Origin of the sequence: Nonomuraea sp. NPDC047529, from assembly GCF_040642995.1 — a bacterium.
Taxonomy (GTDB): Bacteria; Actinomycetota; Actinomycetes; order Streptosporangiales; family Streptosporangiaceae; genus Nonomuraea.
Genome location: NZ_JBEYTJ010000055.1, coordinates 1 through 20,227, shown reverse-complemented (window position 1 = coordinate 20,227; position 20,227 = coordinate 1). Strand labels below are relative to the sequence as shown.

The window sequence follows — 20,227 nt, the reverse complement described above, 5'->3', positions numbered from 1 at the left end:
AGGCGCCACACCAGGTCAATTTGTCGTGGCCCTTTCTAAGGAATCACGCATGAACGACTCGCACCCTTTCAGGTCCGCCGTGGACAAGGTCGTCGACGCCGTCACCGACCGTGACGCCCCGAAGCCGGCCGAGATCCCGGGGGTGCCCGGCAGCATGCCGCCCACGCTTGAGGAGCCGACCGAACCACGTGGCCCGCTGCCGCCCAAGCCCGACCAGCGCGGGCCCGACACCGTCTCGCCCACCGGGCAGCCCACCGGCGCGTCGCAGGACCAGGTGGCGCAGGGCGGCGAGTACCTGACCACCGCCCAGGGGGTGCGGCTGCGCGACACCGACCACTCGCTGAAGGCGGGGCCGCGCGGCCCGGTGCTGCTGCAGGACCACCACGTGCGCGAGAAGGTCATGCACTTCGACCACGAGCGCATCCCCGAGCGGGTGGTGCACGCCCGCGGCGCCGCCGCCCACGGCGTCTTCCAGGCGTACGGCACCGCCTCGAACATCACCAAGGCGGCCTTCCTCGCCGAGGACGCCAGGACCGACGTCTTCGTACGCTTCTCCACCGTGCTCGGCTCGCGCGGCTCGGCCGACACCGTACGCGACACCCGCGGCTTCGCCACCAAGTTCTACACCGCCGAGGGCGTGTTCGACCTGGTCGGCAACAACATCCCGGTCTTCTTCATCCAGGACGGCATCAAGTTCCCCGACGTCATCCACGCCGGCAAGCCGCACCCGGACCGGGAGATCCCGCAGGCGCAGAGCGCGCACGACACGTTCTGGGACTTCGTCTCCCTGCACACCGAGGCCACCTTCCACACGATGTGGAACATGTCCGACCGGGGCATCCCGCGCTCGTTCCGGATGATGGAAGGCTTCGGCGTGCACACCTTCCGCCTGGTCAACGCGGCGGGGGAGACGACGCTGGCCAAGTTCCACTGGAAGCCCAAGCTCGGCGTGCACTCCCTGACCTGGGAGGAGGCCCAGATCGCGGGCGGCGTCGATCCCGACTTCCACCGGCGCGACCTCGCCGACGCGATCGAGGCCGGCGCGCACCCGCAGTGGGAGCTGGGCATCCAGGTCTTCCCGGACACGCCGGAGCAGATGTTCGAGGGCATCGACCTGCTGGACCCGACCAAGATCGTGCCCGAGGAGCTGGCCCCCGTCCACCCGGTCGGCCTGATGACGCTCGACGCCAACCCGTCGAACTTCTTCGCCGAGACCGAGCAGGTCGCCTTCCACGTCGGGCACCTCGTGCCGGGCGTCGACATCACCGACGACCCGCTGCTGGCGGCGCGGCTGTTCTCCTACCTCGACACGCAGATCACCCGGCTGGGCGGGCCCAACTTCGCGCAGATCCCCATCAACCGGCCGCACGCGCCGGTCAACGACATGCTGCGCGACGGGTTCCACCAGACGGCGGTCCACCGGGGGGTGGCGCCGTACCGGCCCAACTCCCTGGACGGCGGCTGCCCGTTCCAGGCCGGGGCCGGGCAGGGCGCCTTCGTCGAGGTGCCGCTGGAGGTGGCCGGACGCAAGGTGCGCGAGGCGCCCGCGACGTTCTCCGACCACTACAGCCAGCCGCGGCTGTTCTGGCTGAGCCTGTCGCCGATCGAGCGCGAGCACCTCATCAGCGCCTACACCTTCGAGCTGGGCAAGTGTTACGAGCAGGCGGTCAAGGAGCGCCAGCTGCGGGTGCTGGCCAACATCGACCCGGTCCTGTGCCGGCAGGTCGCCGACGGCCTCGGACTGCCCGCGCCCGAGCCCACCGTGGCGCTCGCCGACCCGCCGCCGAGCCCGGCGCTGTCGCAGGTCGGCCGCCAGTGGCCGCTGGACGGCCGGGTCATCGGCATCGTGGCGGACGAGACCAGCGACCTGGGCGTGGTGGACGCCGTCCGCCAGGCCGTGCTCGACGGCGGCATGACCCCGCTCGTCATCGCGCCCAAGGGCGGCATGCTGGGCGGCACGCTGGCCGTCCAGCGCACCTTCGCCACGGCCCGTTCCGTCGAGTTCGACGCGGTGCTGCTGGCCGGGGCGCCGGCGCCGGGCGACGACGCGTACGGAGCCCGCGACGCCAAGGCCGGCGACGGCGGGACGCCGGTGGACCCGCGCGTGCTGCTCCTGGTCGGCGAGGCGTACCGGCACGCCAAGGCGCTGGGCGGCTGGGGCACGGCCGAGCAGGCGCTGCAGGCGGCGGGCGTCCACGCGCAGGCGCCGGGCGTCGTCACCGGGCAGGACGGCGAGGGGGTGCTGCGCGACGTGCTGGCCCTGCTCGCCCTGCACCGGGTCTGGGACCGCTTCCGCATCCACCCCGACGTCGCCTGACGCGTCACCGCCGCTCGTGCCCGGCCGCCCGAGCGGCGGGAAAACCGGGTGCGGCGGGCCGGTGGGGTGGTGTGTGATCGGGGGATGACGATCGAGATGGGCCGGCCCGGGATCGACGGCCTCGGTGACGTGGCGCGGACGCTGGGGGAGTGGCAGCACGACGCGGAGCCCGTGCAGGTGCATCCGGGCGACCTGGGATGGTTCTGGCGGTTCGGCGCGGCCCGGACGGCGGCGGCCACCCGCACCTGGAGCCGCGCAGGGAAGGTCGTGGCGGTCGGGCTGCTGGACGGCGCGGACCTGCTGCGGCTGGCGTTCGCCCCGCACGCGTCACGGGACGAGGAGCTGGCCCGGCGGATGGCCGGGGACGTGTCGGTGCCCGATCGCGGCGTGCTGCCCGAGGGCCGGGTGTACATCGAGGCCCCGGAGGGCGCGCTGGTCCAGGACCTGTTGCTCAAGGACGGCTGGGCGATCGGCGAGCCGTGGACGCTGCTCCGGCGCGACCTCGGCGCCCCCGTGCCGGATCCCGGTGTCCATGTCGAGGCGGCCGGGCCGGAGCAGGCGCACGAGTGGGCCGCGGTGCTACGGGCGTCGTTCGACGGCTCGACCTTCACCGAGGAGCGCTGGCACGCGATGGCGGCGGGCGCGCCGTACGCGGGCGCGCGGTGCCTGCTCGTCCGCGACGAGCGGGGCACGGCGGTGGCGGCCGTGGCGGTGTGGCAGGCGGGCGAGGGCAGGCCGGGGCTGATCGAGCCGATGGGCGTGCACCGGGCGCACCGCGGGCACGGATACGGCCGGGCCGTCACGGTCGCCGCGGCCCGCGCGCTCCAGGAGTCGGGGGCCTCCAGCGTGATCGTGGGCTGCCCGAGCTCCAACACCGGCGGCGTCGCCACCTACCGGTCGGCCGGTTTCGAGCGGCTGTCGGAGAGACGGGACGTGTTCCGCGACGCCTCCTGAGCCCTCGGGCGAACGCCGGACCCGCGGACTCAGCCGGTGTGCAGGGTACGGAAGCGGCCGGGGTCGGCCGGGTCCCGGTCGGCGACCTGGATCGGCGGCCAGGCCCACTGCCGGACGCCGATGCCCGGCACACCGGAGAACCTGATCGGCCCCCGCGTGCCCTCGACGGCGACGTCCGGCCACGCCCCGGCGACGCGCGCCCGCTCCACGCCGTGGGAACGCAGCACCTCGGCCAGGACGGCGACCGTGTCGTAGCCCTCGAAGGCCACGAAGGACGGCTCCCCGGCCAGCCGCTCGCGAAGCGCCGTCCCGACCCGCACGCCGAGGGGGCCCAGACGCTCGGGCAGGTAGCGCAGGAACGGGATCCCGGCGCCGTCGCCGCCCAGCGAGCCGGCCCACCCGGCGAACTCCGGTTGCCCGGCCGGCGCGCCGATCAGCATCCCGGCCAGCCGCCGGTCGCGGCGGACGGCCCTGACGATCGGCACCGCCGGCTCGGGCTGTCCGACCAGGAGAAGCAGGGCCGTCGCGCCGCTGCCGGCGAGTTCGTCGCAGAGGGCCGCGGGGGTGAGTTCGGTCATGTCGAGCTCGACGACCGTGCCGCCGCGGGCGGCGAGGCGGTCGCGCAGGATGCCGGTCCCCGACGCCCAGTAGACGCTCGGCTGGGTCGCCACCGCGACGCGGCCGTGGCCCGCGCCGAGGAGGAAGTCCGCGTAGATCCGCCAGCCGCGCGACTGCGCGGGGGCCAGGCGCGCGACCCACTCCGTCGGCTGTTCGGTGAGCGCGTCGAGAACCGCCGACGAGCAGAGGAACGGCAGGCCGAGCGCGTCGGCCCTGGTGGCGGCGGCGCGGGCGACCACGCTGTGGTACTCGCCGGCCAGCGCGGCCACGCCCAGGCCGGCCAGTTCGTCCACGGCCGCCGCGGCCCTGTGCGGGTCGGCCGCGGTGTCCCGGACCACCAGCTCCAGCGGCCGTCCGCCGATCCCGCCGGCCTCGTTGACCTCGTGGACGGCCAGCTCCAGCCCGGCGAGCAGGTGACGGCCCGCCTCGACCCAACCGGGCGGGGTGAGCGGGACGAGCGCGCCGATCCGGACGGGTGATCCGTCGGCCCGCCCGGCCCCCGGCTGCGATGGTGGCGTGTCCATGTGCGTGACGTCTCCCGTCTGGTGATCCCGTGGCCAGTATGCCGGTGGCGCGGCGTCGCGAGGGCCCCGGGGGGCAGTACGACGATCTTGCACGGGCCGCCAGCGCGTGGCGTCCACCTCTTGTCGTGACTCTCCGTTATTTTTCGAGGTGGATGAGGGGGATCCGTAGTGACTGATTCACGTGGGACCGTGTCCCGCAGGCTGTTCGTCAGCGGCATGTTCGCCGCCCTGGGCACCGTTCCGGCGGCCGCCGCCGCGGCTTCGGAAGGGACCGCCGCCGTGGCGCCCGCCAGGAGGGTGCTGCGGGCCGCGCCCGCCACCGTGTCGCTGGGCGGACAGGAGGTGTCCACCTGGGCCTACGACGGCGTGCTGCCCGGCCCGACCATCCGGGCCACGGCCGGCGGCACCGTACGGGCCAGGCTGGTCAACGACCTGCCCGCGCCGACCACCGTGCACTGGCACGGCATCCGGATCGTCCCGGAGATGGACGGCGCCCCCGGCTTCTCGCAGCGGCCGACCAAGCCCGGCGGGACGTTCGACTACGTGTTCACCGTCCCCGACCCCGGCACGTACTTCTACCACTCCCACGTGGGCATGCAGAGCGACCGCGGCCTGTACGGCCCGCTCATCGTGGAGGACCCGCACGAGCCGCTGAGGTACGACCAGGAGTTCACGGTCCTCCTCGACGACTGGCAGGACGGCGTCAAGGGCACTCCCGACGACACGCTGAGCGCCTTGAGCACCACCCCGCACGACGACACCCTGAGCAGCCACGTCCTCGGCGGCACGTCCGGCCATGTGCGCTACCCGTACTACCTGGTCAACGGCCGCACCGCGGACGAGCCGACCGTCTTCCTGAGCCGTCCCCGCGTCCGCGCCAGGTTCCGGGTGATCAACGCGGCCGCCGACACGGCCTTCCGCGTCGCGCTCGGCGGCCACCGCCTGACCATCACCCACACCGACGGTTTCCCGTGCAAGCCGGTCACCGTGGACACGGTCGTGGTCGGCATGGGGGAGCGCTACGACTTCGTCGTGACGCTCGATGCGGGGGCGTTCCCGCTGATCGCGATGGCCGAGGGCAAGAGCGGGCGGGCGTTCGCGGTGGTGCGGACCACGCCCGTCGCGCGGACGCCGTCGCCGGACGGCGAGGTGCCGGAGCTCCAGCGGAAGCAGCTCAGCTACGACGACCTCCAGGCGCGCCGCTCCCACCAGCTGCGCCCGCCGTCCAGGACCGTCACCGTCACGCTCGGCTGGCGCCAGCGCGCCGACGGCGGCAGCGAGTGGCCGCTCAACGGCCGCCTCGCCGACGACCCGCTGCGCCTGCGGGTCGAGCGGGGCGAGACGATCAGGATCGTCCTGCACAACGACACGCACATGTGGCACCCGATGCACCTGCACGGCCACACCTTCCAGGTCCGGGCGACCGAGCGCGGCGGGCCGAGGAAGGACACCGTGAACGTGATGCCGTACAAGCGGATCAGCATCGACGTGCACGCCGACAACCCCGGCGAGTGGATGTTCCACTGCCACAACCTCTACCACCAGGAGCAGGGCATGATGGGCGTGCTCGGCTACGGCAAGCCCCCGCGCCGCAAGCACGTCATGACCCACTGAGCGGCGCCCGCGCGGTCGTGTGGAGGTAACCGGCGGCGGCGGCGAGCAGAGACGTCCCCCAGAGCAGGAAGACCGGGTACGTCCCGGCGAACCCCCAGCTCCCGTCGAGGACCTCCGAGCCGCCGCCGGGCGCGCACGCGCGGGTGACGCCGAACGTCAGGCAGCTCGTCATCATCGCGCCGTACTGGCCGACCAGCAGGCCGACGGCCGCCGCCGGGACCACCGCGAGCCCGCGCGGCACCCGCCGCCCTCCCGCGACGGGCACCCACCGCGGGAAGATCTGCCCCCATCGGGCGATCAGCCCCAACGTGAGCAGGCCCCCGGCCACCGGCCCGGCGACGAGCAGCGCCCAGAACACCGCCGAGCCGCCCAGCTCCGCCAGCCCCGCGCGGGAGCCCTCCGCCACGCCGAGCGGCAGGCCCAGCCCCCACAGCAGGTGCGGGACCGAGAAGCCCAGCACCGGCAGGCCGGCCGCCGCCCAGGCCGCCGCCCTGGCCCAGAGCGCGGGACGGACCGTCCCGTCGGACCGGCGTTCGTGCGGTCGCGCGGCGGTACGCGTGCCGAACCGGACGGTCGCCAGCGCCACCAGCACCCCCAGCGCGGCGAACAGCGCCTGCCGGACGAGCAAGGGGTCGTCGAGCTTGCCGAACGCCAGCCGCATGACCAGGTTCCCGGGCGCGACCAGCGCGAGCGCGGCCGCGGCGGCCCAGCCCGCGGCCAGCAGCGCCGGCCGAGTGGTTGATCTCATGGCCGTCCACGGTAGGCCGGGCGGCCCGCCCGCGGTCTCCCTCCCGAGGGGGAACCGGCTCCCCCGCCAGGGGCAGGGCCAGGCGAGGTCGAGCGGCCGGCCGGACGATCCGCAACTCCTGCGGCGACAACGCCGCCAGCCGCCCGGTGGCCTCAGCCGGGGACCGGGCCGCCGGCCCGCCGTACGGCTTCGGTGAAGGCGTCGTACGGCAGGCCGCCCGCGCCGCTCCACATCTTCTGGGCCAGGACGGCGAAGGTCGGCTCGATCAGGTCGCGCACGTCGTCCTCGGTGTAGGGCGCCGCGGTGATGTCGTTCCACACCGCCGACATGGCGCCGAGCAGCCGCGGATCGCCGGGGGCGACGCTCTGGCCGTCGGGGAAGACGTGCGGCGCCCAGTGCTCGTACAGGTGCTCGCCGTCCAGGCCGTCGGGGTGGTAGTAGGTGGCGGCCGGGACGACGTACAGCAGGGAGTCGCTGGTGTTGATGAAGGAGTGGCCGTCCCGCCCGGCCTCGTGCGGGCCGTACCAGACGGTGGCCCAGCAGTTGACCACCACGTCCCGGTCGTAGCCGTCGGGGACGCCGCCCGCCATCCTCGTCAGGCTGCCCCAGGCGCGCGGGCGTTTGCCCAGCGCCCGCAGATGGGCCGCCATCGCGTTGAAGAACTCCTTGTAGCGCGGCTCGTCGGCCAGGTACTCGTCGGCGCCGAAATGCGCGTGGGGGCCGCGGAACCAGGGGGCGAACTCGGTGAACAGGTCCTTGACGAACTGCGTGGCCGCCGGCCTCGACAGGTCCAGGTGGTCGTCGCCCAGCCCGAGCGAGGGACGGAACCGGACGAGCGCCAGCGCGTGGGCGGGCGCGTCGATCTCGGGGACGACGGTGACGCCGTTGGCCGCCGCCGTGTCCTCGAAGGAGTCCCAGTCCGCCCGGTCGTAGGCGCCGTCGGCCGAGGCGAGCCCGGCCAGCGCGGGGTCGCCGGGCACCAGGCGGAAGCCCGCCTGTACGTCGTCCCAGGTGCCGCCGGGGTCCAGGAAACCGTTGTCGTTGAGGTGCAGCTGCAGCTCGTTGAGCTTGAACCAGCCCATGACGGCCAGCCGCTCGCGGATGAAGCCGGGGGTGAAGAAGCGGCGGCCCACGTCCAGCACAAAGCCGCGCACCGGGTAGTCGGGCCAGTCGGCGGCGCCGCCCACCGGCAGCTCGGCGGTGGTGCGCAGGATCTGCAGCAGGCTGCGCGTGCCGTAGAACAGGCCGGTGGGCGTGGGCGCCGAGATCCGGACCTGCTCGCCGGTGACGTCGAGCAGGTAGCCCTCCTCGGCGAAGCGGTCGCCGCCCGCCTCGCACGTCAGCGCGGGATCGAGGGTCAGGACGACGTCCCCGGCGCGCGCCGGGCCCCCGGCGGCGGCGAGGGTCAGGCCGGTGAGGTGCCCGATCTCCCGGACGAGCCGCTCGCGCAGGGCGGGCTCGTCGCCCACGACCCTGGCCAGCCGGCCGTGCGGGAGGGAACCGGTGCCGCCGTCCCAGTGCTGGAGGCGGGGGACGACGACCGGACGCGGGTTACCCAAGGTCGGCCTCCTCCCGGATCTCCACGACCGGCTCCTGGCAGCCGTCCAGCTCCAGGACGACGATCTCGTTGGCGCCCTCGCGCAGCAGCGGCCAGGGCAGGTAGAGGGTGCGCTGGGGTCCCCGGTCCCAGTAGCGGCCCAGGCAGAACCCGTTGATCCAGACGTAGCCCTTGGTCCAGCCGGGCAGGGCGAGGTAGGCGTCGCGCGGCTCGGCCACGGTGAGCGTGCCGCGGTGGAAGACCGGCCCGGTCGTCGCGCCCGTACGGCCCCACGGCAGCCCCGACACGTCGTCCAGCGGGATCGGCACCGCCTCCCAGTCGTGGACGTACTGGCGTTCGTGCCGCACGCCGCCGACGATGCCTTTGCGGTCGCCCAGCCGCGGCCCGTAGTTGACCCGGCCCATCGACTCGACCAGCAGCTCGACGACCGCCGACGGTCCGGGCACCGCGACGGGCACACCGGTCAGCCGGTCCCGTTCGAGCACCGCCACCGGCTCGCCGTCCACGAACAGGTGCGCCCGGTCGGCCAGGCCGTCCACGTGCAGCTCGTACGGCCGCCGCGGCCCGTGGACGGTGGCCCGGTAGAGCACCAGCCCGTGGGCCAGCCCGAGTTCCTCGAACGTCGGCGGCCGCGCCGAGCGGACCACGTCCTGGGGGAGCGCGTCGAACAGCCGCAGCGACTGCGTCAGCTCGACGGCGCCGGGCGGGAGGGTCGGCGGCAGCGGCTCCGGCTCGGGCACCGGGCCCCGGGAGTGGGCGGCCAGCACCTTCCTGAAGGCCCAGAACTTCTCGGTCGGCGCGCCGCGCTCGTCGATCGGCGCGTCGTAGTCGTAGGAGGTGACGGTCGGCTGGTACTCCCGGTCCTGGAGGTCGCCTCCCAGGTTGGCGCCGGCCCAGGTGCCGAAGTTGCTGCCGCCGTGCGCCATGTAGAGGTTGACCGACGCGCCCGCGGCGAGCATGCGTTCCAGGATGCCGGCCACCTCGGCGGCGTCCCTGGTGGTGTGGGTGTCGCCCCAGTGGTCGAACCAGCCGTTCCAGAACTCCATGCACGCCGGCGGGTCGTCGGGCCGGAAGCGGGCCAGCTCGGCGAAGGAGCCCTCGGGGTCGGAGCCGAAGTTCACCGTCGCCCGCACGCCCGGCAGGGTGCCGCCGGTCAGCATGTGGTCGATCGCGCCGTCGGAGGTGAACAGGGGCACGTCCAGGCCCCGCTCCCGCAGCCCGTCGGCCAGCCAGGCCAGGTAGCGGCGGTCGGAGCCGTAGGAGCCGTACTCGTTCTCGACCTGGATCATGGACACGTTGCCGCCGCGGGGGACCTGCCGGGCGGCGACGATCGGGATCACCTCGTCGAAGAAGCGCCCGACGTGGCCGAGGAAGGTCTCGTCGTGGCAGCGCAGCCGCGCGTCCCGGTCGGCGAGCAGCCACCAGGGCAGGCCGCCGTTGTCCCATTCGGCGCAGATGTAGGGCCCCGGCCGCACGATCGCCCGCAGCCCCTGCTCGGCCGCCAGGTCTAGGAAGCGGCCCAGGTCGGCCCGGCCGGTGAAGTCGAAGTGGCCGGGCCGGGGTTCGTGCAGGTTCCAGGCGACGTACGTCTCGACGGTGTCCAGGCCCATGGCCCGCAGCATGGCCAGGCGCTGCCGCCACTGCTCCGGAAGGACCCGGAAGTAATGCATCGCTCCCGACAGCACCTGAGTCATGCCTTCTTCTCTCTTCTGGTCCGGTCAGCGGGTGACGATCTCGTAGAGGGCGAGGTTGCCCCATTCGAGATTCGCCTTGTGGACGATCAGCCGGATCTTCTGGGTGGTCACCGGCGCGGGCAGCCGCATCGTGCTGGTCTCGACGGTGGCGCTGCTGGACGGCCAGTCGATCAGGTGGTGGTCGACCTGGGTGACCCAGGAGCCGCCGTCCCAGGTCTGCAGCGACACGTCGGTGATGCCCTGCCCCTTGGCCCAGGCGGTGTGCAGGGTGACCTCGGAGACGGCGCGCGGCGCGCGGTAGTCCACGGTGATGTCGCCGGGCAACGTCACCCCGGTCGAGGCCGAGGCCCACGGCGTGCCGGGGTCGCCGTCGATCAGGTTCTCCAGCGCGGACGCCGACGGGAACGACGAGGTCGCCACCGGGACGCCGCCGGGCGGCAGGTACGGCTCGGTGGCGGCGGGCACGCGCAGCCGCACCTCGCCGATCCGGAAGCGCCCCTCGCCCGTGACGACCAGCCGAACCCGGCGGGTGGTCACCTCGGCGGGGAGCGTGACGGCCTGCTTCGCGCCGGTCGCCCTGGTCTGCCAGGTACGGCCGTCCTCGGAGGTCTGGACGTCGAACGCGAGGCCCGGCGCGCCGGTCACCTCGACCCGGCTGAAGGTGCGGGGCAGGGCGTAGGTCAGGTCGACGTTGCCGGGGAAGGCCGGCTTGGGCCCGCTCTGCCAGAACGTGGCCGGGTCGCGGTCGGCCAGCCGCTCCAGGTGGCCCTTGGGCGTGAACGTGCTGCTCACCCGGGGGAGCGGGACGGCCCGCTGGTAGGCGCCGAGATCGGGGGCCGCGTCGGGGACGGGCGTGCCGGCCAGGTCGGCGACCGCGGGCAGGCTCACGCCCGCGTCGGACACCGGCGAGCCGTCCAGCGGCCGGTAGCCGGCCAGGCCGCCGGAGCCGGGCGAGGCCAGCTTCGGGTCGGCCACGATCGCCCGGTGGTCGGGCCCCGTCGGCGGTTGGGGCGTGCCCCAGTAGAGGTTGTGGTCGTAGACCGCGCCGTTCTTGCCGTCGAACCCGGCGCCGGCCGCGTTGAGGAAGACGTTGTCGCGCACCTTGACGCCCGCGGCGTCGTTGTAGATCCGCACGACCTTGCCCAGCGGATATGTGCCGGCCCCGGCCAGCGGCGGCTTGACCTCGACCACCCGGCCGTCGGCGTAGACGGTGTTGTTGTGCAGGTCGGTGCCCTGGGTGGCGGTCGACAGCCCGAACACCTCGTAGCCGTCGCTCTCGCTGACGTTGTAGCGGACCACGGTGTCGCGGGTGGGCGCGCCGGCGAAGGAGACGGCGATGAAGAACCCGCCGTCGTTGTGGTGGCTGTAGTTGTACTGCACGAGGCTGCGGTTGTTGTCGGCGTCGGCGTCGAAGCCGTGCCCGTCGGAGCCCGGCCCGTTGAACCCGGTGCCGCTGACCTCGTTGCGCTGGACGACGAGATCGTCGTTGCCCTGCCACCAGATGCCGACGTTGCCACCGGTCGGCTTGGTCCGGCCGGTCACCGCCCGCTCGACCTTGTTGCCCTCGACGAGCGCGCCCTTGGTGTGCATCGGGGTGATGCCGCCGCCGGTCACGTCATGGACGCGGTTGCCGCGGACGACCACGCCCGTGCTCGGCGTCCAGGTGTTCACCTCGCTGTCGGGGATGCCGGTCTCGGCAGGATACAGGCTGGTCATGCCGTTGCGGCGGGACCAGGTGGACCACATGATGAACCCGTAGGAGCCGATCTTCGAGATCTCGTTGTCCTCGATGACCAGCCGGTCGAAGAAGGTCGGGACGCTGTCGCCCCTGATCGAGACCAGCAGTCCGGCGGTGGCGACGCTGTGGCCGCCGGCGCCGTCCACGTCGTGGATGTCGAGGTTGCGCAGGGTGACGTCGGCCAGCCTGCCGGCGTCCTTGGCGTACAGGTTGACGCCGGTGCGGTAGACGGGCCGGCCGTCGCTGTTGGTCACCTGGAGGCCGTCCACGACGAAGTCGTGCACGTCGCTGATGGTGACCGCGGCGCCGTCCAGCCCGCCGCCCTCGATCAGCGGCTTGGCGCCCTGGCCGTAGGAGCCGACGGTCGCCGGGCGGCCGGGCGCGCCGGCGCCCTTGATCGTGAGCCGGCCGGTCCAGCGCTGCCCGGCCCTGAACAGCAGCCGGTCGCCGGGGCCGAGCGTCAGTGCGCTCGCCTTGTCCAGGCTCCGCCAGGCGGTGGCCGGGCTCGATCCGTCGGCCGAGTCGTTCCCGGCCGAGGCGTCGACGTAGTAGGTGGTGCCGTTCGCGGCCTGGGCCGGGGTGGCGGCCAGGAGTCCGGCGAACAGGGTCAGCGCGGTGACGATGACGCGCAAGAGGGGGCGTCCTTTCCAGGTCATTTGCCGATCCCGGCGGTCATGCCTTCGACGACGCGCCGGCCGAGCCAGATGTAGAGGATGACCATCGGATAGATGAGGATCACGATCCCGGCGAACAGGCCGCCCCAGTCGGAGCTGTACTGCATGGTCGAGTACAGGTTGAGCAGGGCCGCCGGCAGCGTGCGTTCCTCGGGCAGCGGGGTGATGATCAGGACCAGCAGGGTGGAGTTCCACAGGCCGATCACGTTGAGCACGAGCACGGTCGTCAGCCCGGGCCGGGCCAGCGGCGCGATGACCCGCACGAACGAGGTCAGCGGCCCGGCGCCGTCCAGTTCGGCGGCCTCCTCGACCTCCTTGGGCAGCGACCGGAAGTACCCGGTCAGGACGAACACCGCGAACGGCAGCGACAGGACGACCTCGAACACCAGCAGCGTGATGCGGTTGTCCCACCAGCCGGTGACCCAGTCCTCCATGAACGTGTAGACCGACAGCTTGGCCACCACGATCGGGATCGCCATGGTCTGCAGCGGGATGCTCAGCCCCATGGCGAAGAACCCGGTGATCGGGCCGGCGATCCGCCGCGACGAACGCGACAGCGCGTAGGCGGCGGGCGCCGCGATCGTGACGATGAGGAACGAGCCGAGCGCGGTCAGGACGACGCTGTTGAGCGCCGCGGCCGAGAACTGGCCGGCCTGCCAGGCCGAGTCGTAGTTCTCCCAGGCGGGGGAGGCCGGCAGCGCGAACGGGTGCAGCCACACCTCGCCCGAGGACTTCAGCGACTGCAGGCCGACCCAGGCGACCAGGGCCAGGTTGAAGGCCACCCACGCCCACAGGGCGACGGCCGTCAGGCGGGGCAGCAGGAGGTCGCCCACCAGCCGGGCCAGGGGACGCCTCACCGGGGGGACGGTCGTCATGACAGCTCCACGCTCTCTCGGCGGGTGATGCGGCGGACCAGGACGATGAGCACGATGGTGATCAGGGTCACCACCACGCCCATCGCGGCGCCGGACCCCAGCTCGGGCACGCCGCCCCCGGTGATCACCGTGTACTGCTGCACGGCCACGGTCCTGGCCTGCAGCGGCGGGGCGCCGGGCGTGCCGCCGGTGGTGAAGGCGATCACGATCTCGAACACCTTGAGGCTGTTGACCACCCACAACACGGCGGCGACGGCGAACACGTCCCAGGTGAGCGGCAGGGTGATGTGGCGGAACTGCTCCCACTTGGTCGCGCCGCCGAGCACCGCGTCCTCGTACAGGTGGGGCGGGATGCCGTCCACGGCCGACATCATCAGCGCGATGTAGAAGCCGGTGGAGGACCACACCAGGCCGCCGATGACGCACCTGAACACCAGGTCGGGGCCGAGCCAGGGCAGCCCGTCGATGCCCGCCCAGCCCAGGACCTGGTTGACCACGCCGCCGGGGTTGAGCAGGAACCCGACCGCGGCGCCGACCGCGATCGCCGAGATGATCATCGGCAGGAAGACGACGGACCGGATGAAGGCCCGTCCCTTCAGGTGGCGCAGCGCCATCATCGACAGGAACGTGATCCCGAAGACCAGGGCGCCGCCCGCGACCGCCAGCAGGAAGGTGTTGGCGAACGACTGCAGGAACGCGTCGCTGCGCAGCAGCGCCTGGTAGTTGCGCAGGCCGCGCCACTCCATCTCGGCGCCGGGCCCGGCCCACCGGTAGAGGCTGACCCACACCCCGTAGAAGGAGGGCAGCACGAACAGCAGCGTGTAGAGCGCGAGCGCGGGCAGCAGGAAGGGCCAGAAGGCCCGTTCCCGCGCCGGCCGCAGAACCTTGCCGCGGTACGGATCCCGCGACGGGAGCGCCGTCTCCGCAACGAGGGAGCCGTATGCCATGTCAGCCCTTGTTCGCGAGGTAGTCGGCGGTCTTCTTCTTGCCCTGCGCGACGAACTCGGCGGCGTCGATCTTGCCCGCCATGAGCTGGTCGTCCAGGGGCAGCAGCAGGTCGACCCAGTAGGACTTGTCGGCGGCCAGGGTGTCGTAGGTCTTGTGCACCGCGGGCGCCTCGGAGATCGCCTTCTGGACGTCGGCCAGGAAGTCGGGGGCCGGGATGTCGGGACGCGAGGGGATGTTGAGCGCCTCGGTGGAGATGCGGCCCAGGTACTTGCTCTGCAGCGCGAAGGCCAGGAACTCCTTGGCCGTCTCGACGTTCTTGCCCTTGACGTTGACGCCCCAGCCGAGCGCGCCGACCTCGACGGAGTTCTTGCCGCCCGCCGGGAGCTGGAAGGAGCGGATCTTGGCGCCGGCCGGGGTCTTCGTCTTGACCTCGCTGGCCAGCCAGGTGCCGTTGATGTTCAGGCTGGAGTTGCCCTGCGCCCAGTCGTCCTGCGCGGCCGGGTACTTGGTGGCCATGTGGTCCTTCTGGAAGTAGCCGCCCTTGGTGAGCTGCTCGACCTGCTTGGCGGCGGCGAGCACCTCGGGCTTGTCCCAGGCCGCGGCGTCCTTGGACAGGGCCAGCAGGCTGCCGGCGCCGTTGGCGCGGACCAGGGCCGAGTAGAACCAGTAGACGTTGTAGAACGGGATGGTGCCGTCCTGGCCGATGCCGGTCCTGCCGTCGGCCTTCTCCTTGTCGAGGAAGGCGATCAGGTCCTCCCAGCTGCGCGGCGGGGTGGCGGCCAGGTCGGGGTGCTTGGCGGCGTCGTACCAGACGGCGGTGGAGATCACCGTGTGCGGGACGAAGCCCATCCCCTTGTCGTCGGAGGCGGCCTGCCGGACCGAGTCGGGCAGCACGTCGCCGACGGTCTTGCCCTCGCCGGGCACCTGCTTGGTGAGCAGGTCGTCCAGCGGGGCGTTCAGGTTCTGGGCCCGCCAGCCGGGCAGGTTGTCGGTCGCGACGTCGAACAGGTCGGGGCCCTGGCCGGCGGCCATCTCGGTGGGCAGGTTCTCGGTGCCCTTGCGGCCGACGAACTTCGCGTCCACCTTGACGTTGTTCTGCTTGGCGAAGTCGTCCAGAATCGCCTTGAAGATCTTGGCCTGCGGCTCCTGCTCACCCCAGGAGGAGCGGTAGACGAGGGACTTCTGCCCGGTCTGCCCGGCCGGGGCGCCGCTGTTCTTGTTGCCGCACGCGGCCACGCCGAACGCCAGCGCGCCGACCGCCACCAGCGCGGCCGTCCGGGAGAGGACGTTGGTCATGGTTGTCACCTTTCAAGGGGGGAGGGCTCGGCGAGAGTGATCACCGTGCCGGACAGGCGGGCGCGTTCGGCCGCCCACACCACGCGGTGCGTGGCCAAACTCTCGTGACCGCTGGAACGGATCATCGCCGGGTCGCCGGCGGTCACGGCGTCGAGGAAGGCGTCCATCAGGCCGTCGTCGCCGCCTCCGTGGCCGCCGGCCATCGAGGCCCCGTCGCCGCTCTGCGTGTCGATCACCGTGATCTCGTCGGTGAGGAAGTCGTGCAGGCGCAGGCGCACGCCGTCGCCCTCGATGGAGCCGTGCGTGCCGAAGATCCGGGTCTTGCGGTGCTCCAGGGCGGCGAAGGCGGTGACCGTGAGCGAGGCGGTGGTGCCGTCGGCGAACTGCAGGTTCACCACCTGGCTGTCGACCACGTCGTTGTCGCAGGCGAACACGCACCGGCCATAGGGGCCCTCGCGCAGCGCGGTCAGCACGCCCTGCTCGGTGTGGTCGGCGGTGACCGCCGACAGCGGCCACCACTCCTTGTCCGGATCGCCCAGGCAGCCCAGGTACAGCCGCTTGGCCGAGTACGGGCAGGTGGCCTCCACCGGGCAGTCGAGGCAGTTGGCCGTGGCGCCGGCCGGGGCCTGCTCCTCGCGGAAATAGACGAGATCGCCGAAGGAGGACACCCGTTGCGGCAGACTGCCCTTGATGTAGGCCATCCAGTCGAGGTCGTGGCAGGCCTTGGCCAGCAGCAGCGGAGCAGACTCGGCCTCGTTGCGCCAGTTCCCGCGGACGAAGGAGTGCGCCTGGTGCCACCAGCCGACCTGCTCCAGGTGCTGGATGTTCATGATCTGGCCGACGGCGCCCTCGTCGACGAGCGACTTGAGCGCGCGGGTGTAGTGCGTGTACCGCATGACGTGGCAGACCGCCAGGATGACCCCGTTGCGCTCGGCGGCCTCGGTGATGCGCCCGGCCTCCTCCTCGGTGGGGGCCATCGGCTTCTCCAGCAGGATGTGGTAGCCGAGGTCGGCCGCGGCGACCGCGGGCTCGACGTGCATGCGGTCCTGGGTGCCGATGATCATGGCGTCGGCCAGCCTGCCCGCAGCCAGGAGGTCGGTCCAGTCGGCGAAGACGTTGCCGGGCGCGATGCCGTGCTCGGCGGCGAAGGCGGCGCGGCGGCGCGGATCAGGTTCGGCGACGGCCACGACCCTCGCGCGGCCGGTCGCCAGGGCCCGGCGGGCGTACAGGGTGCTCCGCAGCCCAGCGCCCGCGACGGCGAGCGTGACGTCGGGTTCCGACATCGATGTCCTTCCGGTTTGCCACATAGTAATTAAAGCTGTTTTTATTAGTCTCTGTTTGTATTGGTCGCCAGGCAGCACTGTCAAGGGGGGTCCATGCGGAAGGTCGCGCTCCAGGGAAGCGACGCACATCGCTTGCGGCGGATCAACATGATCGCGACGCTGCGGGCGATCCGCGCGGCGGGCGTCGTCCCGCTCACCGACCTGGCCCGCCGTGCCGGGCTGTCCAGGCCGACCGTGGAGGGCCTGGTCGAGGAGCTGCACACGCACGGCTGGCTGGAGGAGGTCGCGCCCGAGGCCGGCCAGATGGGCAGGCCGGCCCGCCTCTACCGGTTCCGGGCCGCGACCGGCTACGTCGTCGGCGTCGACATCGGCTCCTCCAGCGTCCGCGCGCAGGTGACCGACCTGGAGGGCCACGCCGTCGGCCTCGGCTTCACCCGCGTCCAGGCCGATTACGGCAGGGCCGAGCGGCTGGCGGCCGTACGCGCGACGATGGCGGCCGCGCTGCGGGAGGCCGGCGTCACCGCGGACCAGGTGCTGTCGGTGGCGGTGGGCACCACCGGCGTGGTGAGCCCGTCCGGGACGGTCCGCCTGTGCGTGGGGCTGCCCGAGTGGACGGGCCTGGACCTGGCGGCGGAGGTGGGCCGCGACTACCCCTGCCGGATCCTGGTGGAGAACGACTGCAACCTCGCGGCCCTGGCCGAACGGTGGGCCGGGGTGGCCCGCGAGGTGGACGACGTGGTGTTCGTGCTGTCCGGCGTGCGCACCGGCGCGGGCATGCTGGTGCGCGGCGAGCTGCACCGCGGCGGGCGCGGCATGGCCGGGGAGATCGGCGCGCTGCACCTGGTCGGCTGGCACCGCGCCCCCGACCACCTGGCGCGCTTCGCCCCCGAGGCCGCGCCGGAGGAGGTGGCCGGGCTGGTCTTCGCCGCGGCCAGGGAGGGCGACCCCGCCGCCCGGTGGGCCGTCGAGCAGTACGCGCACGACCTGGCCGAGGGCATCGCCGCCATCGTCCTGACCGTGGACCCCGACCTCGTGGTGGTGGGCGGCGGCGTCTCGCGCTCCGGCGACGTGCTCATGGAGCCGCTGCGGCGGCACCTGGACCCGCTCTGCCTCGAACCGCCCGCCCTGGCCATCTCCACGCTCGCCGACCAGGCCGTCGTGCTCGGCGCCGTACGGCACGCGCTCAACCACGTGGACGAGCTTCTCTACGACGTGGATCTCCCTCTTGACCTGACCCTCTTCAGGCAAGATATTAAAGCTTGATTAATTAGTAACTCGGGCGCCCGACCGTCATCTCCCAAGGAGTTGCCGTGTTCCGAGTTCTCTTACCGTGCGCCGCACTGGTCCTGACCTTCGTGGCCGCGCCCACCCCCGCCTATGCCGCCACCTCCTACTACGTCGACCCCGTCGGCGACGACTCCGCCGACGGGCGCTCCCCGTCCACCGCCTGGCGCACCCTGGACAAGGTCAACGCCCAGACGTTCCAGCCCGGCGACACCGTCCGCTTCAAGGCCGGCGGCCAGTGGACCGGCCGTCTCGCGCCGCGCGGCTCGGGCACGGCCGGCAGCCCGGTCACCTTCACCTCCTACGGCGCCGGATCCCGGCCGTCCATCGCGGGCGGCGGCGCCGTGGACGCGGCCGTCAAGCTCGCCGACCTGCACGACGTCGTCCTCGACGGGTTCGAGGTGACCAACACCGGATCGGGGAGCACACCGCGCATCGGCATCGCGGTCACCGCGACCGACCTCGGCGCCGTCCCCCGGATCACCGTGCGAGGCAACTACGTGCACGCGATCCAGGGCGCCGCCTCCGGCTCGCAGTCCTCCAACCCGTCCGCGGGCGGCATCATTGTCAGCGCCCTGGGCAAGAACACCGCCACCTACTACCAGGACCTGCTCATCGAGGGCAACGAGGTCGCCGACTCCCGCTCGTACGGGATCGTCACCTGGTCGCAGTGGATGCAGCGCGAAGGCTGGACGTCCCTGTGGAGCGACCTCATGGGCATCCCCGCCGCCGACTACCGGCCCTGGACGCCGAGCACGGGCGTGGTCGTCCGCGGCAACGACGTGCACGACATCTCGGCGGGCGGCATCACCGTCATGCAGGCCCAGGGCGCGCTCATCGAGCGCAACCGGGTCGCCAGGACCGCGCAGAACCACGGCAACGTCGGCATCTGGTGGGCCGGGGCCGACGACACCGTGGTCCAGTTCAACGAGGTGTCCGGGACGAAGTACTGGGGCCTGTCCAGCGACGGCAACGCCTTCGACGCCGACGCCTCCGTCCACCGCAGCCTGGTCCAGTACAACTTCAGCCACGACAACGAGGGCGGCTTCTTCATCGCCGTCTCGACCGGCACCGGACCGGCCGAGGCGACCATCCGCTACAACGTCAGCCAGAACGACGCCAACCAGGTCTTCGCCTTCTCCACCAACACCAGGAACATCGACGCCTACAACAACACCATCTGGGTGCCGCTGACGCCGTTCATCCAGAACCACCCGGACCGGGCGTCGTTCAGCCTGGTCAAGGTGTGGAGCAGCTCGGTGAGCAACATCCGGCTGCGCAACAACGTCATCCACAACGGCGCCAACCTCCCCTACAACGACAGCGGCGTCGTGCAGTACGACCGCAACCTCTACCACTCCGGCCCGGTCCCCGGCGGCGACAAGGCCGCCCTGTCCGGCAACCCGCAGCTGACCGCCCCCGGCACCGCCGGCTCACTGTCCGACCTGTCCGGATACCTCCCTTCCGCGTCGTCCCCGGTCCTGCGGCAGGGCCTGGAGATCGCCTCCGACGGCGGCCGTGACGTCTCCGGCACGGCCCTGCCCTCGGGCATGCCCGACCTCGGCGCCGTCCAGCGGACGGCGGGCGCGGGCCTGTCGGAGCCGGCCGCCACCGCGACCACCTCCTTCGGCAACGGCCAGAGCACCACGCCCGCCGCCCTCACCGACGGCTGGGACTACACGACCTGGGCCAGCCCGTCCTCCGGCGTCACCTATCCGGGCACCATCACCCTCACCTTCCCCAACCCCAGAACGGTCGGCGAGGTCGTGCTGGCCACCCACTTCGGCCAGGGCCAGGGCATCACCTCCCTCGACGTCCAGACCTGGAACGGCTCGGCCTGGGTGACCCAGGCGGCCGGCGCGGCGATCACCTGGGCGAGCAACACCGCCACGGTCGAACGCCGCCCGGTGCCGCTGCCCGCCCCGGTCACGACCACCCAGGTGCGCCTGGTCGTCAAGGCCGCCAACCACACCTGGGGCAACCTGTCCGTCAGTGAGATCACGACCCGCTGAGCCCGCCGCTCACGAAGGTCGCCGCGGGGGGGGGCGGCCGGCGGGAGCGGCCGGGAGTCGAACAACGCGCATGAGGAATGAAGGAGTGCA

General features: G+C 72.5%; 14 protein-coding genes. 5 read left to right on the top strand and 9 right to left on the bottom strand.

The window, feature by feature from the left end:
* Positions 1-49 precede the first annotated feature (49 nt).
* A complete protein-coding gene (locus tag ABZ815_RS47460; RefSeq protein ID WP_357708543.1) occupies positions 50-2,317 on the top strand; it encodes a catalase in 2,268 nt (755 codons plus the stop codon).
* Between the two features lie 84 nt (positions 2,318-2,401).
* Positions 2,402-3,271: a GNAT family N-acetyltransferase gene (locus tag ABZ815_RS47455; protein WP_357708541.1), complete on the top strand. Its 870-nt coding sequence runs from the start codon at positions 2,402-2,404 to the stop codon at positions 3,269-3,271.
* A gap of 29 nt (positions 3,272-3,300) precedes the next feature.
* Here ABZ815_RS47455 and ABZ815_RS47450 read toward each other — a convergent pair whose 3' ends face one another.
* On the bottom strand, positions 3,301-4,413 hold the full coding sequence (locus ABZ815_RS47450) for an ABC transporter substrate-binding protein (RefSeq protein ID WP_357708539.1): 1,113 nt from the start codon (positions 4,411-4,413) through the stop codon (positions 3,301-3,303).
* A 168-nt stretch (positions 4,414-4,581) separates the two neighbouring features.
* Between ABZ815_RS47450 and ABZ815_RS47445 the strand changes: the two genes are divergently transcribed.
* The gene (locus ABZ815_RS47445) at positions 4,582-6,027 is read left to right on the top strand and encodes a multicopper oxidase family protein (protein WP_357708536.1); all 1,446 of its coding nucleotides are present in this window, start codon (positions 4,582-4,584) and stop codon (positions 6,025-6,027) included.
* Here ABZ815_RS47445 and ABZ815_RS47440 read toward each other — a convergent pair.
* The 8 genes from ABZ815_RS47440 to ABZ815_RS47405 all read right to left on the bottom strand — a co-directional run bounded on the left by ABZ815_RS47440 (position 6,014) and on the right by ABZ815_RS47405 (position 16,841).
* Positions 6,014-6,775, bottom strand: coding sequence for a hypothetical protein (locus ABZ815_RS47440; RefSeq protein ID WP_357708534.1), 762 nt, complete (start codon positions 6,773-6,775; stop codon positions 6,014-6,016). The genes ABZ815_RS47445 and ABZ815_RS47440 overlap by 14 nt on opposite strands.
* A gap of 152 nt (positions 6,776-6,927) precedes the next feature.
* Positions 6,928-8,334: a glycoside hydrolase family 20 protein gene (locus ABZ815_RS47435; protein ID WP_357708532.1), complete on the bottom strand. Its 1,407-nt coding sequence runs from the start codon at positions 8,332-8,334 to the stop codon at positions 6,928-6,930.
* Positions 8,327-10,027, bottom strand: coding sequence for a beta-galactosidase family protein (locus tag ABZ815_RS47430; protein WP_357708530.1), 1,701 nt, complete (start codon positions 10,025-10,027; stop codon positions 8,327-8,329). Before ABZ815_RS47430 ends, ABZ815_RS47435 begins: the two co-directional genes overlap by 8 nt.
* Before the next feature lie 24 nt (positions 10,028-10,051).
* Positions 10,052-12,397, bottom strand: a complete 2,346-nt coding sequence (locus ABZ815_RS47425) for a discoidin domain-containing protein (protein ID WP_357708528.1) — start codon at positions 12,395-12,397, stop codon at positions 10,052-10,054.
* Between the two features lie 20 nt (positions 12,398-12,417).
* Positions 12,418-13,314, bottom strand: coding sequence for a carbohydrate ABC transporter permease (locus ABZ815_RS47420; RefSeq protein WP_357708526.1), 897 nt, complete (start codon positions 13,312-13,314; stop codon positions 12,418-12,420).
* Positions 13,311-14,261 carry a sugar ABC transporter permease gene (locus ABZ815_RS47415; protein WP_357708524.1) on the bottom strand — a complete coding sequence of 317 codons (951 nt, stop codon included), beginning with the start codon at positions 14,259-14,261 and terminating at the stop codon, positions 13,311-13,313. The genes ABZ815_RS47420 and ABZ815_RS47415 overlap by 4 nt, the downstream gene beginning before the upstream one ends.
* A gap of 1 nt (position 14,262) precedes the next feature.
* A complete protein-coding gene (locus tag ABZ815_RS47410) occupies positions 14,263-15,558 on the bottom strand; it encodes an extracellular solute-binding protein (RefSeq protein ID WP_357708522.1) in 1,296 nt (431 codons plus the stop codon).
* Positions 15,559-15,563: 5 nt separating this feature from the next.
* Entirely contained in the window at positions 15,564-16,841 is a 1,278-nt protein-coding gene (locus tag ABZ815_RS47405; RefSeq protein ID WP_357708520.1) for a Gfo/Idh/MocA family oxidoreductase, read from the bottom strand.
* A gap of 93 nt (positions 16,842-16,934) precedes the next feature.
* On the opposite strand from ABZ815_RS47405, the gene ABZ815_RS47400 reads away from it, so the two are divergent.
* Complete coding sequence (locus ABZ815_RS47400) at positions 16,935-18,104, top strand: ROK family transcriptional regulator (protein ID WP_357708517.1); 1,170 nt, start codon at positions 16,935-16,937, stop codon at positions 18,102-18,104.
* Positions 18,105-18,151: 47 nt separating this feature from the next.
* Positions 18,152-20,137 carry a right-handed parallel beta-helix repeat-containing protein gene (locus ABZ815_RS47395; RefSeq protein WP_357708515.1) on the top strand — a complete coding sequence of 662 codons (1,986 nt, stop codon included), beginning with the start codon at positions 18,152-18,154 and terminating at the stop codon, positions 20,135-20,137.
* The last annotated feature ends 90 nt before the right edge of the window (positions 20,138-20,227 follow it).